This is a genomic window from Halorhodospira halophila SL1, assembly GCF_000015585.1.
GTDB classification, from domain to species: Bacteria; Pseudomonadota; Gammaproteobacteria; order Nitrococcales; family Halorhodospiraceae; genus Halorhodospira; species Halorhodospira halophila.
The window spans coordinates 2,218,743-2,232,853 of sequence record NC_008789.1 but is presented as its reverse complement, the minus strand read 5'-3'; the positions used below and the strand labels follow the sequence as shown (position 1 = coordinate 2,232,853).

13 protein-coding genes are annotated in these 14,111 nt (G+C 70.5%); 3 read left to right on the top strand and 10 right to left on the bottom strand.

Features of this window, described 5'->3' with window-relative positions; translation table 11 throughout:
* The first annotated feature begins 32 nt into the window (after positions 1 to 32).
* The 3 genes from secA to HHAL_RS10230 are packed head-to-tail and all read left to right on the top strand — an operon-like array spanning position 33 to position 5,018.
* A complete protein-coding gene (gene secA, locus HHAL_RS10240; RefSeq protein WP_011814813.1) occupies positions 33 to 2,834 on the top strand; it encodes a preprotein translocase subunit SecA in 2,802 nt (933 codons plus the stop codon).
* Position 2,835: 1 nt separating this feature from the next.
* Positions 2,836 to 4,038, top strand: a complete 1,203-nt coding sequence (gene argJ / locus HHAL_RS10235; protein ID WP_011814812.1) for a bifunctional glutamate N-acetyltransferase/amino-acid acetyltransferase ArgJ — start codon at positions 2,836 to 2,838, stop codon at positions 4,036 to 4,038.
* Between the two features lie 11 nt (positions 4,039 to 4,049).
* Positions 4,050 to 5,018 carry a Nudix family hydrolase gene (locus HHAL_RS10230; RefSeq protein WP_011814811.1) on the top strand — a complete coding sequence of 323 codons (969 nt, stop codon included), beginning with the start codon at positions 4,050 to 4,052 and terminating at the stop codon, positions 5,016 to 5,018.
* Positions 5,019 to 5,029: 11 nt separating this feature from the next.
* On the opposite strand, the gene zapD is transcribed toward HHAL_RS10230, so the two are convergent.
* The 10 genes from zapD to HHAL_RS10180 form a co-directional block, all read right to left on the bottom strand.
* The gene (gene zapD, locus HHAL_RS10225) at positions 5,030 to 5,815 is read right to left on the bottom strand and encodes a cell division protein ZapD (protein ID WP_011814810.1); all 786 of its coding nucleotides are present in this window, start codon (positions 5,813 to 5,815) and stop codon (positions 5,030 to 5,032) included.
* A gap of 11 nt (positions 5,816 to 5,826) precedes the next feature.
* Positions 5,827 to 6,459, bottom strand: coding sequence for a dephospho-CoA kinase (coaE, locus tag HHAL_RS10220; RefSeq protein ID WP_011814809.1), 633 nt, complete (start codon positions 6,457 to 6,459; stop codon positions 5,827 to 5,829).
* On the bottom strand, positions 6,456 to 7,310 hold the full coding sequence (locus tag HHAL_RS10215) for a prepilin peptidase (RefSeq protein ID WP_049751649.1): 855 nt from the start codon (positions 7,308 to 7,310) through the stop codon (positions 6,456 to 6,458). The genes coaE and HHAL_RS10215 overlap by 4 nt, the downstream gene beginning before the upstream one ends.
* Positions 7,311 to 7,362: 52 nt before the next feature.
* On the bottom strand, positions 7,363 to 8,553 hold the full coding sequence (locus tag HHAL_RS10210) for a type II secretion system F family protein (protein ID WP_011814807.1): 1,191 nt from the start codon (positions 8,551 to 8,553) through the stop codon (positions 7,363 to 7,365).
* Complete coding sequence (locus tag HHAL_RS10205; protein WP_011814806.1) at positions 8,541 to 9,701, bottom strand: GspE/PulE family protein; 1,161 nt, start codon at positions 9,699 to 9,701, stop codon at positions 8,541 to 8,543. The genes HHAL_RS10210 and HHAL_RS10205 overlap by 13 nt, the downstream gene beginning before the upstream one ends.
* 74 nt (positions 9,702 to 9,775) lie before the next feature.
* Positions 9,776 to 10,456: a rhomboid family intramembrane serine protease gene (locus tag HHAL_RS10200; protein ID WP_011814805.1), complete on the bottom strand. Its 681-nt coding sequence runs from the start codon at positions 10,454 to 10,456 to the stop codon at positions 9,776 to 9,778.
* A 62-nt stretch (positions 10,457 to 10,518) separates the two neighbouring features.
* A complete protein-coding gene (locus tag HHAL_RS10195) occupies positions 10,519 to 11,247 on the bottom strand; it encodes an OmpA/MotB family protein (protein ID WP_011814804.1) in 729 nt (242 codons plus the stop codon).
* 15 nt (positions 11,248 to 11,262) lie between these two features.
* Positions 11,263 to 12,168 (bottom strand): motility protein A, encoded by a 906-nt coding sequence (locus HHAL_RS10190; RefSeq protein ID WP_011814803.1) that lies wholly within the window; start codon positions 12,166 to 12,168, stop codon positions 11,263 to 11,265.
* Between the two features lie 20 nt (positions 12,169 to 12,188).
* The gene (locus tag HHAL_RS10185; RefSeq protein ID WP_011814802.1) at positions 12,189 to 12,623 is read right to left on the bottom strand and encodes a CBS domain-containing protein; all 435 of its coding nucleotides are present in this window, start codon (positions 12,621 to 12,623) and stop codon (positions 12,189 to 12,191) included.
* A gap of 88 nt (positions 12,624 to 12,711) precedes the next feature.
* Positions 12,712 to 14,004, bottom strand: coding sequence for a DEAD/DEAH box helicase (locus HHAL_RS10180; protein ID WP_011814801.1), 1,293 nt, complete (start codon positions 14,002 to 14,004; stop codon positions 12,712 to 12,714).
* Between the last annotated feature and the right edge of the window lie 107 nt (positions 14,005 to 14,111).

Here is a 14,111-nt window from a genome sequence, read left to right as displayed (position 1 = left end):
TTGACTTCGCCGGAAATCTGTAATGAGTGCCCATGTTTTCAGCCATCGCCAAACGCGTCTTCGGAACCCGTAACGATCGTGCGCTGAAGCGTCTGCGCAAGCGGATCGAGGCCATCAACGCGCACGAGCCGGAGCTGCAGAAGCTCTCCGACGAGCAGCTCCAGGCCAAGACCGATGCGTTCAAGGCGCGGCTCGCGCAGGGCGAAACCCTCGACGACCTGCTCGAGGAGGCGTTCGCGGTGGTGCGCGAGGCTTCACGGCGGGTGTTGGGACTGCGCCACTTCGATGTCCAGCTGCTCGGCGCGATGGTCCTGCACGACGGCAACATCTCCGAGATGAAGACCGGTGAGGGGAAGACTCTGGTGGCCACCCTGGCGGTCTACCTCAATGCCCTGACCGGTCGCGGTGTCCATGTGGTGACCGTCAACGACTACCTGGCCCGGCGCGACGCCGAGTGGATGGGCCGGCTGTACCGCTTCCTGGGCATGGAGGTGGGTGTGGTGGTGCCGCGCCAGCCCCGCGAGGAGAAGGTCGCCGCCTACCAGGCCGACATCACCTACGGCACCAACAACGAGTTCGGCTTCGACTATCTGCGCGACAACATGGCCTTCCGCAAGGAGGACAAGGTCCAGCGGGACCTGTACTACGCGCTGGTCGACGAGGTCGACTCCATCCTCATCGACGAGGCCCGCACCCCGCTGATCATCTCGGGCCCGGCGGAGCAGGCCGGCGAGCTCTACGAGGCCATGTCCCGCCTGGTGCCCCGCCTGCAGGCGCAGAAGCCCGAGGAGCGCCCCGAGGAGAACCCGGAACTGGGGCCGGGGGATTACTACGTCGATGAGAAGGCTCGCCAGGTCTACCTCACCGAGGGCGGGCACGACCGGGCCGAGGAGCTCCTGCGCGAAGAGGGGCTGATCGGGGAGAACGACTCCCTCTACGACGCTCGCAACATCAACGTGGTCCACCACCTGAACGCGGCGCTGCGGGCCCACACCCTCTACGAGCGCGATGTCCACTACCTGATCCGCGACAACCAGGTGGTCATCGTCGACGAGTTCACCGGCCGCGCCATGCCCGGCCGGCGCTGGTCCGAGGGGTTGCACCAGGCGGTGGAGGCCAAGGAGGGGCTGCCCATCCAGGCCGAGAACCAGACCCTGGCCTCGATCACCTTCCAGAACTACTTCCGCCTCTATGACAAGCTCGCCGGCATGACCGGTACCGCGGATACTGAGGCCTTCGAGTTCCAGCACATCTACGGGCTGGAGGTGCTCTCCATCCCCACCCACCGGCCGATGGTCCGCGACGACGCCCACGATCTGGTCTATCGGACGGCGGACGAGAAGTACGAGGCGATCATCGCCGACATCCGCGACTGCGTGCAGCGCGACCAGCCGGTGCTGGTGGGCACCACCTCCATCGAGGCCTCGGAGCGCCTCTCCAAGGCACTGAAGGACGCCGGCGTGGAGCACAACGTGCTCAACGCCAAGCACAACGAGAGTGAGGCGCAGATCATCGCCGATGCCGGCCGTCCGGGTACCGTCACCATCGCCACCAACATGGCAGGCCGCGGGACGGACATCGTTCTCGGCGGCAACCTGGACCAGGAGCTGGCCGAGCTCGGCGAGGACCCGGATCCCGCCGAGGTCGAGCGGCGCAAGGCCGAGTGGCAGGACCGCCACGACCGGGTGGTCAACGCCGGCGGTCTGCACGTTATCGGCACCGAGCGCCACGAGTCGCGGCGCATCGACAACCAGCTGCGCGGGCGTTCCGGCCGCCAGGGCGACCCGGGCTCGTCGCGTTTCTACCTGTCGCTGGAGGACTCGCTGCTGCGCATCTTCGCCTCCGAGCGCATGTCCGGGATGCTCGAGAAGCTCGGCATGCAGCACGGTGAGGCCATCGAGTCGGGCATGGTTTCGCGGGTGATCGAGAACGCCCAGCGCAAGGTCGAGGCGCACAACTTCGACATGCGCAAGCACCTGCTGGAGTTCGACGACGTCGCCAATGACCAGCGCAAGGTCGTCTACGAGCAGCGCAACGAGCTCCTCGAAGCCGACGATGTCGCCGAGACCGTCGATGCCATCCGCCAGGACGTGGTGGAGAAGGTCATCTCCGAGCACATCCCGCCCGGGTCCATCGACGAGCAGTGGGACGTCCCCGGCCTGGAGCGCACCCTTAAGGAAGAGTTCGGCCAGGAGCTTCCCATCCAGCGCTGGCTCGACGATGAGGACGATCTCCACGAGGAGACCCTGCGCGAGCGCATCCAGGGCGAGATCGAAAAGGCCTACCGGGCCAAGGAGGCCGAGGCCGGTGCCAGTGTGGTGCGTCACTTCGAGAAGGCGGTGATGCTCCAGGTCCTGGACAAGCACTGGAAGGAGCACCTGGCCGCCATGGATTACCTGCGACAGGGGGTGGGGCTGCGCGGCTACGCCCAGCGCAACCCGAAGCAGGAGTTCAAGAAGGACGCCTTCGCCATGTTCCAGGAGATGCTCGAGGGCCTGAAGCGGGACGCCGTCGGCGTGCTGCTGCGCGTCCAGGTTCGTGCCGAGGAGGACGTGGAGGCCGTCGAGGAGCAGCGTCGCCAGGAGGCGGAGCGCATGCAGATGCGCCACGCCGCACCGGCCTCCGCCGCGGCGGGGGCTGTCGCAGCGGGTAGTGGTGCCGCCGGGGCAGCCGCAGCCGAGGGGGACAGCGCGCCGACCGGCGGGGCCCAGCAGCAGTCCGCCGGTGGCCGAGGGCAGGAGACGGTGGCCCGGGAAGGCCCGAAGGTCGGGCGCAACGAGTCGTGCCCCTGCGGCTCCGGCAAGAAGTACAAGCACTGCTGCGGGAAGCTCTAAGATGTCGGGCGAGGAAGCCGTGATCCATCCGGTGCCGGGGTTCCGGCTCGGTACCGTGAGTGCCGGCATCCGCAAGCCGGGGCGGCCTGATCTGGTGGTCATGGCCTTGCCCCCGGAAGGGCGCGCGGCGGGGGTGTTCACCCGCAATCGCTTCCGCGCCGCTCCGGTCCGCATCGCCGAGCGCCACCTGGCTGCGACCGCGCCGCGTTACCTGCTGGTCAATACCGGCTTCGCCAACGCCGGGACCGGCGAGCGCGGCGAGGCCGACGCCCTGGCCTGCTGCCAGGCCCTGGCTGATCAGGCCGGGTGCGTGCTCGAGGCGGTGGTGCCCTTCTCCACCGGCGTGATCGGTGAGCCCCTCCCCGTCGAGCGCGTCACCGCCGGGATCCCCGGGGCCCTGGACGCGCTGGACGAGAACGGCTGGCAGGCCGCCGCGGCGGGGATCCAGACCACCGACACCCGCGACAAGATCGCTAGCTACCAGGTCGACCTCGCCGGCGGGACCTGCACGGTGACCGGGATCGCCAAGGGGGCGGGGATGATCCGCCCGGACATGGCCACCATGCTGGCCTTCGTGGCCACCGACGCCGATCTCTCCGACGCCGCCCTGGATGCCTCTCTGCGCCGTGCCACCGAGCGCTCCTTCAACCGCGTAACGGTGGACGGCGACACCTCCACCAACGACGCCTGTCTGCTGGCCGCCACCGGTCGCGGCCCGCGGGTGCCCGATCACGGCGGCGACTTCGAGCGCTTCCAGGCGGCCGTCGAGGCGGTCTGCATTGACCTGGCGCGGGCCATCGCCGCCGACGGGGAGGGGGCGACGCGGCTGGTGGATGTGGTCGTCGAGGGGGCGCGGGACACCGCCGAGGCGGAGCGGGTGGCGTTCACCGTGGCGGAGTCGCCGCTGGTCAAGACGGCGCTGGCCGCCGCCGACCCCAACTGGGGGCGGATCCTGGCCGCCGTGGGGCGCGCCGGCCTGGACGACCTCGACGTTGATGCCGTGGCGCTCACCATCGGCGATCAGGTGGTTGCCGAGCACGGCGGCGCCGCGGCGGGCTACGACGAAGCGGCCGCCGCGGCGCACCTCTCCGGCTCCGAGGTGAGGCTCGGCATCGAGCTCGGCCGCGGGCCGGCAGCGGCCACCGTGTGGACCTGCGACTTCACGGCGGAGTACGTCCGCATCAACGCCGAGTATCGAACCTGAGCGAGGCCCCGGTGCATACGGCATCGCCCGCCGCGCCGATCCACGTGGCCGCCGCCGTGGTCCGCGGCGAAGACCAGCGCGTACTGGTCCAGTGCCGGCCGGATCACCTCGATCACGGCGGTCTGTGGGAGTTCCCCGGGGGCAAGATTGAGCCCGGTGAGTCGGTCGCCGACGCCTTGGTCCGCGAGCTGGACGAGGAGCTGGGTATCCGTGTCCGTCCGGGGGCGCTGCGCATCCGCGTGCCGTGGGACTACGGCCACCGGCGCGTGGTGCTCCACGTCCTCGATGTGAACGAGTGGACGGGGCGTCCCATCGGCCGCGAGGGCCAGGCGGTGGACTGGCTCACCCCCGAGGCGATGGCCGAGCGGGCCTGGCCCGCCGCCAACTGGCCGATCATCCGTTCGCTGCAGCTCCCCGACCGGTATCTGATCACCCCCGTGGAGCCAGCGGATGCCGATGCCTGGCTGGCCCGACTGGATGCGGCCCTGGCGCGCGGTGTGCGCCTGGTTCAGCTGCGTCGCCCAGATCTCGACGTGGAGGCCTGGGTGCGTCTGGGGCGCGCCCTGCGCCGGCGCTGTGACGCCCACGGTGCGTGGCTGCTAGCCAACGGACCGGCGGAACAGGCCCGGGCGGTGGGCGCCGACGGGGTGCACTGGAGCAGTCGCGTGCTGGCCGAGGGGCCGCAACGCCCGGGGTGGGCGCGGTGGGTGGGCGCTTCTTGCCACAACGGCGACGAGCTGGAGCGCGCCGCCGCCTGCGGGGCCGATTTCGCGCTGTTGTCACCGGTGCAGTGGACGGCCAGCCATCCGGAACAGAGCGGCATGGGGTGGGAGCGTTTCGCCGCCTGGGTGGCCGGGGCGCGCCTGCCGGTCTACGCCCTCGGCGGCGTGGGCCCGGCGGATATCCACCGGGCTCGGGCCTGCGGCGGGCAGGGAGTGGCGGCTATCCGCGGCCTGCTGGCGGAGGCGGGCCGCCGATAGCGGTCGCGGTTTTACAGCGTGCAGCGGGCCAGCCGGAACGACACGTCGGCCCCCACGGGCTCCGGGCGGCTGCGGGTGTCGGGCTGGCGCAGGAAGCGGATGGTGACCAGGTGGCGGTTGCCGCTGATCTCGGGGATGACGCCGTTCTCCATGGGGGCCTGGAGGCGCAGCATCTGGGTGACCCGGCTGTCGTAGGGGGTCCGCTGCTGCCAGGAGCCGCCTTCGGCCACCTCGTCGGCGAAGGCCCCGGCGTCCCGCTGCACGCGCAGCGCGAACGTAACCGCCGCGCGCAGATCGGCGAAACTCTCGAACCAGCGCTGCATGTCGGCTCGCCGCTCGTCGTAGGGGCGGCTCAGCCAGCGGTGGTAGCTGGGCAGGTCGAAGTTGCAGGTGCCGGCGCCCACGCCGAAGCGCTGGGTGATCAGCCCCAGCAGCTCGTCCTCGCGCAGCTCCTGCCCCAGGGCAGCGTCGGGCTCGCCCACCCGGCGCAGTAGCTGCCGGCAGCGGTCGGTCTCTTCCTGGACCCGGGACGCGGACCACACGCCGCGGGCGCCCATGTAGGCGGTCTCGGTGGAGAGCCGGTCGAGCTCCTTGATGACCTCCGAGCGCACCTCGCCCCGCTCGAGGACGTTGAGCGTGTGGATGAACGCCTCCACCGCCATGCGGCTGTCCACGATCTGCTCGCCCTCCATGGCAGCGCTGGCGGTCTCCATCAGGAATTCCAGCCGCAGTAGCGTGCGCAGCCGCTCATTCAGCGGGTGTTCGTAGACGACCCAGTCCTGGTTCTTGTCACTCATCGCGATGCGTTTCACTCCTGATCGGGGGGTGCGCGGCAGGCACGGGCGAGCAGTTGACGGTGGAGTTCCGCCACCTGCCCGGCCAACGCGCCGCGCGCACGGCTATTGTCGATGACGTAGTCGGCTGCCGCCAGGCGCTGCTCACGGTTCGCCTGGGTGGCCAGTCGTTGCTCGGCGGCTTCCGGGCCCAGTCCGTCTCGGGCCATCAGCCGTTCTCGCTGGCAGCCAGACGGCAGGTCGACCACGACGACCGCGTCCATATCGCGGTCCATGCCCGTCTCAACCAATAAAGGTACCACTGCGACGGCATAAGGGGCACGCAAGCGCCCCAGTCTATCCCGTAACCGTCCTCGGATGCGCGGGTGGAGGATGCCTTCCAGGGTGCGGCGAGCCGCTTCATCGGCGAAGATGCGGCGGCCCAGGGCGGCCCGATCGAGTCGCCCGGCAGCGGTAAGTATCCCGGAGCCGAAGACTTCGACAACGGCGCCGAGGCCTTCGCTGCCGGGTTGAACCACCTCCCGGGCGATCAGGTCGGTGTCGATCACCGGTACGCCGCGAGCGGCAAAGAGTTCGGCCACGGTGCTCTTGCCGCTGGCGATCCCGCCGGTCAGGCCAACGCACCACACCCGTCGGGGGTTCGTCATACCAGTTGCCAGGCCACGCCGGAGGGGGACAGGACCAGAAGCACCCAGCCGGCCAGGGCCAGCGCGGGGCCGAAGGGCAGGGGCTGCCCCAGGGGGCGGCTGCGCACGGCCAGCACTATTGCCACTAGGAGCCCGGTCAGGGCAGCGAAGAGCACCAGGGCGGGCAGGGCCTGCCAGCCCAGCCAGGCCCCCAGGGCGGCGGTCAGTTTGAAGTCGCCGTAGCCCATGCCCTCGCGCCCGGTGACCAGCCGGTGGCCGTGGAAGATGGCCCACAGCGCCAGGTAGCCGGCCACGGCGCCGATGATCGCATCGGTGGGGGTGGGGGGGCCGGGATCGACGACGCTCCAGATCAACCCCAGCCAGAGGGCCGGCAGGGTCAGGGCGTCGGGCAGGAGGTAGTGCTCGTAGTCGATGGCCGCCGCGGCGATCAGGGCCCAGGTCAGCAGCAGCGGGCCGAGCATCAGCGGGGAGAGCCCGTGGCTGGCCACCACCGCCACCGTGGCGATCCCGGTGAGCGCCTCAATGATCGGGTAGCGGGCCGGGATGCGGGCGGCGCAGCCGCTGCAGCGTCCGCGTTGGAGGAGGTAGCTCAGCAGCGGGATATTCTCCCGCGGACGCAGCTGCCGGTGGCACTGTGGGCAGTGCGATGGAGGCCAGCCCAAGTGGTAGGCCGGCTCCGGCGTGCCCCGTTTTGGGGTGCCGAGGATGTCCCGGGCCTCGTGGCTCCAGCGCCGCTCCAGCATGGCCGGCAGGCGGTGGACGACCACGTTCAGGAAGCTGCCGACCAGCAGGCCAAACAGGCCGGCACCGCTCCAGATGATCCACTCCGGTACGTGATTCCAGGTCTCCATGGTCCTCCGCGCCTGCGCTGGGTGGTGGGCGCCCATTGTAGGGGGGGCGGGGTTAGAGTGTCGCGCCCATGCGGAAGACGGGCAGGTAGAGGGCCGCGACCACCCCGGCAGTGATCGCCCCGAGGAGCAGGATCAGGGCCGGCTCGAGCAGCGCGCCGGCGCGCTGCAAGCGGGCCTCGAGGCGTTGCTGATGCAGCGTAGCGGCCTCGTGGAGCAGCTCCTCGAGCCGCCCGCTGCGCTCGCCGATGGCGACCAGCTGGCTGATCTCCCGGGACTCGGGGAGGCTCTTTCGCAGGGCCTCGGCCAGGGATTCGCCGGCGCCAATGCGCTGGCCGAGGTGGGCCAGTCGCGGCTCCAGGTCGGCCCCGCGGGCCGCCTCCGCGGCGCGGGGCAGGGCGTCGAGCAGGGGCACCCCGGCCCCGTGCAGGCGTGCCAGGGTGGCCGACCAGCGACTGAGGGCGGCCTCCAGGAGCAGAGTGCCAAGCCACGGCATCCGGGCCAGCCCGGCGGCGGCGTGCCGGCGCCAGGCGGGGCGACGGCGCAGGGCCGCCGTCAGCCCGATGCCGGTGACCAGACCGAGGAGCAGGGTCGCCGGCGCCACCACGGCGAACCCCTCCGAAGCAGCCAGGACGGCCCGCGTCGGGGCGGGCAGCGGCTCACCGCTCTGCTCGAACAGCCCGGCGAAACGCGGGACCACGGCGGTCAGCAGCAGGGCGATCAGGGTCAGGGCGGCGCCGGCGACCACCGCCGGGTAGGTCAGGGCGCGGCGCAGCTGAGCGACGATGGCCGCCTCGCGCTCGATCTCGGCGGCGACACTGCCCAGGGCCGCGGGCAGGTCGCCGGTCCAGGTGCCGGCCGCCAGGAGGGCGCGGTGGGCCGGGCGCAGACCGGGGAACTCAGTGCCGAAGGCGGTGGCCAGGTCGGTGCCGCGCTCGACCGCGTAGCGCACCCCGCGCAGACCGTTGCGCAGGGCGGCGTCCGGGGCCTGGGCCGCGGTGACCCGCAGCGCCTCGCTCAGCGGCGCCCCAGCCTCCAGGACCGAGGCCAGCCGGCGCAGGATGGCGGCGCGTCGGGCGCTGCCCGGCTGCCGCCGGCGCGGTCGCCATAGCTCCCGCCGGACGGCGGTCACCGCCACGCCCTGTTCGGCCAGGGCGTGATGTACGGCGCTTGGCGAGTCGGCGTGGCAGGTGCCGGAGAGGCGCCGTCCGCCAGCGTCGAGGCCCCGCCAGCTCAGGCGGGCCACGGCTCGGCCTCGCGGGTGACGCGGCGTAGTTCGGCGGCGCTGGTCTCGCCGGTCTCCACCAGGGGCCAGCCGGCGTCGTGGAGATCCGGCATGCCCGCCGCCCGGGCGCGGGCTTCGATCTCGCGGGCCGAAGGGCCATGCAGGACGGCATCGGCCACGGCGTCGGTCATCGGCATGACCTGAAAGACCCCCCGCCGACCGCGATAGCCGTCCTGGCACTCCGGGCACCCGCGGGGGTGGTAGACGCCGGCCGGCTCCGCTGCCGCCGGCTGAGCGGCGGCGCTGCTGGTCTCGCGGCAGGCCGGGCAGAGGCGGCGGACCAGGCGCTGCGCCACCACCAGGGAGAGGCTCGAGGCCAGGTCGTAGCCGGGCAGACCCATCTGCGCCAGGCGCTCCACCGCGCCCGGCGCGCTGCGTGTATGCAGGGTTGAGAGGACCAAGTGGCCGGTCTGGGCCGCCTTGACGGCGATGGCGGCGGTCTCGGCGTCGCGGATCTCGCCGATCATGATCACGTCCGGATCCTGGCGCAGGAAGGCGCGCAGGGCCTGGGCGAAGTCGATACCGGCGCGGCGGTTCACGGCCACCTGGTTGACCCCGGGGGTGTCCATTTCCACGGGATCCTCCACGGCGCAGATGTTGCGCTCGGGGGTGTTCAGCCGCCGCAGGGCGGCGTGCAGGGTCGCGGTCTTGCCGGAGCCGGTGGGGCCGGTGACCAGGATCAGTCCGTCGGGGCGGTCGAGGGCCGACTCCAGTGCCGCCCGGGCCGGGCCGGGGAGGTCCAGGGCGTCGAGGGTGGCCGGGGCGTCCTGCTCGATCAGGCGCAGGACCAGTTTCTCGCCGTGGACGCCCGGGCAGCTGGCGACGCGGAACTGCACCCGCTGCCCGTCGCCGTCCCGGGCCTCCAGCCGGCCGTCCTGGGGCAGGCGTTGCTCGGCGACGTCCATCCCCGCCAGCAGTTTGATGCGTGCCGCAACCCGTCCGCGCAGGCCCGGCGGTGGCCCTTCGGCCTCGCGCAGCAGGCCGTCGATGCGCAGGCGCACGCGCACCCGGTCGGCCTCCGGTTGCAGGTGGATATCCGAGGCCCGACGCCGCACGGCGTCGGCAAGAAGACGGTCCACGAGGCGGACCGTGGCGCGATCGTCGTCCATGGTGGTTGCTCCTTCGGCTTCGTCCCTGAAGCGAAGGGTCAGCGTAGACCGGTTGGCCCCGCCGGGGGAAGGGGCTACCAGTAGAAGCGCTGGTAGCGGGGCTTGATCGGCAGCTTGCCGCGCCAGTACTGAATCAGCAGGAAGCCGACCACCATTCCGCCCAGGTGGGCGAAGTGAGCGATGCCCGCCACCGTTCCGGTGATGCCGGCGAACAGCTCGAAGGCGCCGTAGGCGATGACGAAGTACTTCGCCTTGATGGGGATCGGCGGGATGAGGAGCATCAGCCGGTAGTTGGGGAACATCATGCCGAAGGCCAGCAGGATGCCGAAGACCCCGCCCGAGGCGCCGACAGTGGGGTAGATCTGGCCGTCGGCGGCGGCCTGGGTGGCGACGAACAGTTGCACCAGCCCGGCGCCGATGACGCAAATGAAGAAGTAGAGGGCGAAGGTCCGCGAGCCCCAGGCGTGCTCCAGGTGCACGCCGAGGATCCACATGGCGAACAGGTTCACGAACAGGTGCAGCAGCCCGCCGTGCAGGAAGCCGTACGTGAGCAGCTGCCAGATCTGGAAGTCGGGGACCGGCCCCATGGTCGGAGGCAGATCCAGTCCTCCGGTCAGGGGCCAGAGTCCGAAGGCGGTGATCAGCAGATGCGGCCCGATCACCATCTGCAGCAGGAAGATCAGGATGTTCGCCGTCAGCAGGAAGCCGATGACCGGCGGGAAGTTCGACAGGGTGGGCGGGCCAGCGTTGTCCATCTCGGGGCTCGGGTCTCCAGTCGGTCTCCAGGGTCCAGTATCGCCGGTGTGCGGCCGCTTGCCTACGGCAGCGGCAGATCCTCCGGCGGGCTGTCGGTGCCGAAGTGCAGGGTGATCTCCACCCGGCGGTTCTCGGCGCGCCCCTCGGCGGTCTCGTTGTCGGCGATGGGGCGGATGTCGCCGTAACCGATGGCGCGCATGCGGCGCGGATCGAGGCCCTGCTCCTCGAGGTAGCGCAGCACGGCACTGGCCCGCGCCGAAGAGAGCTCCCAGTTGGACGGGAACTGCCCGGTGGCGATGGGGATGTTGTCGGTATGCCCTTCCACCGACAGGCGCACACCGGTGGCCTGGAAGATGGGGATCAGTTCGTCGATGGCCGCCTGGCCTTCGGCCTGGAGTTCGGCCCGGCCGGTCTCGAAGAGCACCGCGTCGTCGAGCCGGAAGGTGAGGGTCTCCTCCTCGCCGACGGCCTGGATCCCGGCCTCTTCGAGTTCTGCGGGGACCTCGACCGGGTCGGCCTCATCCAACGGCTCTGGCAGTCCCTCGAGCACGCTGGGCTCGCCCTCGAGGATGTGCTCGCGCCCCTCGAGGATGCCGTCGCCGAGACCCTCCCGGTCGTCGTCTTCCTCGGGCTCGAGCAAGGCGAGGAGGATGACGAAGACGATCAGCAGCAGGGTGATGACGTCGAGGTAGACCAGCAGCCAGCTGTTGTCGTCGTCCTTCTCACCCTCCGGCTGGACTTGCCGGTTGAACTGTCGGGTGCGGCGGTTGGTGGGGGTCTGCTCGGCCACGTCGTGCCCCGGGGGTTAGCGCTCGGCGCCGGTGGGGCGGTCTCCGCCGCCGGCGCGCGCCTCCGAACTGCCGCCGCCCTGGCCGCCGGAGGGCGATCCAGCGGCGGCCGCCGCCCGCTGGCTGGTTTCCTCCAGTTGTCGGATCAGGTCCGGATCGCGGATCTCGTCCTTATACTGGGCGATGAACGAGTGGAGCGTCTCCCGCATCAGGGTCGGGTTGCGCTTCTGGCACATCAGCGAGATGCCCTGGAGGATCATGTTCAGGGTCACCAGGCGTTGTTCGGTGCGCCGCTCAAGCTTCACTGCGACGGGTTTGAGCACCAGATTGGCGAGCAGGATGCCGTAGAAGGTGGTGAGCAGCGCCACACCCATCTGCTGGCCGATCTGGGCGATATCGCCGTCGTCGAGGATGAACATCATGTTGATCAGCCCCACCAGGGTGCCGATCATGCCGAAGGCCGGCGCGAAGGACGCCATGACCCGGAAGATCTGCGCCTCGGCGTGTTCCTTGGCGCGCAGCCGCTGGATGCGCCACTGCAGCAGGTCGAGGATGTCCTCTTCCGGGGTCAGGTCGATGAGCAGCTGCACCCCGGTGCGCAGGAACGGGTTGGCCACGTTCTCCAGTGCGTCCTCCACGGCCCGCACGTCGCCCTTGAACCAGAGCTGCGAGATGCGGATCAGCTCTTCCATGTCGTCGCGGGTGTAGACGCGCTCGTTGCGGATGACGATCCACACCAGACGGAAGACGCGCAGCACCTCGTCCATGGGGTAGGCGAGGAAGGTGGCGGCCAGGGTGCCGCCGAGGACGATCGCCAGGCCGGGGAGGTTGAGGAAGACCAGGGCCTCTTCGGCGGCGATGAACAGCACCGAGCCGACCAGGATCAACCCGCCGATGATGCCGACCAGGGTAGACGGGTTCATGGGGTGCTGGCCTCTGTTGCCTAGCCGGTGCCGCGGGTGGCGTCCCGCAGGGCGCCGAGCAGGTCCTCGCGGGCGATCACGCCGACCACGCGGCTGCTGTCATCGACCACCGGGAAGCCCTTGGTGCGCATGTCCACCATGCGCTGGAGGACGCGGGTCAGGGGCAGGTCCGGTGCCACCGTGATCGGCTCGCGGGTCATGACTTCGTGGACCGGGCGCTCCATGATGGCGTCGTAGCGCGGCACCATGGCGTCCGGGGTGAAGGTGAACGCCTTGAGCAGGTCGAGCTTGGTGGCCAGCCCGAGGAGCTGGCCCTGTTCGTCGACCACCGGGACGCCGTTGAAGTCGTGGCCGTCGAACAGCCGCTGGAGCTCGCGCAGCGGGGTGTCGTGCCCCACTGTCTTCGGCTCGGCGGTCATGTAGTCGCTTACGCGGTAGCTGAGGAAGTCGTACATGGTCTCCCGATCGCCTTGTCTGCCCCGGGGGCGGCCGTGTGGCTCTGACTATGACACGCCCCGGCAGGGCGAGACCAGATAGATGCCCTCAGCGCGACGTCCGTGCACCGCCACTGCGCCGCCGCGACGACGAAGAGCGGCCGCTCTGGCCGCCGCCGGAGCGCCTCGGGCCGCCGCCGTTGCGCGGCTTGCGCGGCATCTTCGGCGCTTCCAGTTCGGCGAAGTACTCCGCCGGCGGTGGCGCGGAGGGAATCTTTTCGGCCAGGTACGCCTCGATGTCCGGCAGCGAGAAGACGTACTCATCGCAGGCCAGTGAGATGGCGTCGCCACTCTCGCCGGCGCGTGCCGTGCGCCCGATGCGGTGGACGTAGTCTTCGGGGTCGTGGGGCAGATCGAAGTTGATGACGTGGCTCACGGCGTCGATGTGCAGACCGCGGGCGGCCACGTCGGTGCCGACCAGCACGGGCAGCTCGCCGGTGCGGAACTGCTCGAGCAGCTGCTCGCGCTTGTTCTGCGGGATGTCGCCGGAGATGACCGCCGCCTCGATGCCATTGCCCTTGAGATAGCCCACCAGGCGCTCGGCGGCCCGCTTGGTGTTGGCGAAGATCAGCGTGCGCCGCGGGTCGATGTGCTGCAGCAGGCCCACCACGAAGGAGGTCTTGTCCTCCTTGGCGATGTGGTAGAGCGTCTGCCGGACGTGATCGGCGGTGCGCTGTTCGCTCTCGACGGCGACCCGGGGTGGATCCCCCATGTGCTCCCAGGCCAGCTCCATGACCCGGTAGGAGAGGGTGGCGGAGAACAGCAGGTTGAGCCGCTGATCGGCCGGCGGCATGCGCCGCAGCAGGAAGCGGATGTCCGAGATGAAGCCGAGGTCGAACATGCGGTCGGCCTCGTCGAGGACCACGACTTCGATGTTGCGCAGGTTGAAGACCTTCTGCTTGTGGAAGTCGATGATCCGCCCCGGGGTGCCGATGATGACGTCGACGCCTTCCTGGAGCTGCTTGCGCTGCGACTCGTAGCCGGTGCCTCCGTAGACGGCGGCGAACTTCAGGCCGGTGTAGGCACCGATCTGCTCGGCGTCGTTGTAGATCTGCAGGGCCAGCTCGCGGGTCGGGGCGAGCATGATGGCCCACGGCCCGACGGCGTCCTCCTCCACCGGATGGCTCATCAGGTGGTGGAGGGTGGCGACGACGAAGGCGGCGGTTTTGCCCGTGCCGGTCTGCGCCTCGCCGGCGATGTTGCCGCCGGCCAGGGTCCGGGGCAGGGTCGCCGCCTGGATCGGCGTGCAGTGGCTCAGGCCGGCGTCGTCGAGCCCGTCAAGCACCGCGTCGTGGATGGGTAGGTCGGTAAAACGCTGATCGGTCAGGTGGGTTTCACTCATGCCTGTCAGGGTACCGGACTCCGCCGCTGGCTGCTAGCCGCAGCGCGGTCGTCCCTGTACCGTGTCCAGCGTGAGGCAGCCGATGGGCGGGAGGTCCCGTGGTCTGG

Coding starts and splice junctions, on each gene's coding strand:
- HHAL_RS10180 (WP_011814801.1), bottom strand. CDS start 14,004: ATGAGTGAAACCCACCTGACCGATCAGCGTTTTACCGACCTACCCATC.
- HHAL_RS10200 (WP_011814805.1), bottom strand. CDS start 10,456: ATGGACAACGCTGGCCCGCCCACCCTGTCGAACTTCCCGCCGGTCATC.
- coaE (WP_011814809.1), bottom strand. CDS start 6,459: ATGACGAACCCCCGACGGGTGTGGTGCGTTGGCCTGACCGGCGGGATC.
- argJ (WP_011814812.1), top strand. CDS start 2,836: ATGTCGGGCGAGGAAGCCGTGATCCATCCGGTGCCGGGGTTCCGGCTC.
- HHAL_RS10205 (WP_011814806.1), bottom strand. CDS start 9,701: ATGGACGACGATCGCGCCACGGTCCGCCTCGTGGACCGTCTTCTTGCC.
- zapD (WP_011814810.1), bottom strand. CDS start 5,815: ATGAGTGACAAGAACCAGGACTGGGTCGTCTACGAACACCCGCTGAAT.
- secA (WP_011814813.1), top strand. CDS start 33: ATGTTTTCAGCCATCGCCAAACGCGTCTTCGGAACCCGTAACGATCGT.
- HHAL_RS10190 (WP_011814803.1), bottom strand. CDS start 12,168: ATGAACCCGTCTACCCTGGTCGGCATCATCGGCGGGTTGATCCTGGTC.
- HHAL_RS10185 (WP_011814802.1), bottom strand. CDS start 12,623: ATGTACGACTTCCTCAGCTACCGCGTAAGCGACTACATGACCGCCGAG.
- HHAL_RS10215 (WP_049751649.1), bottom strand. CDS start 7,310: ATGGAGACCTGGAATCACGTACCGGAGTGGATCATCTGGAGCGGTGCC.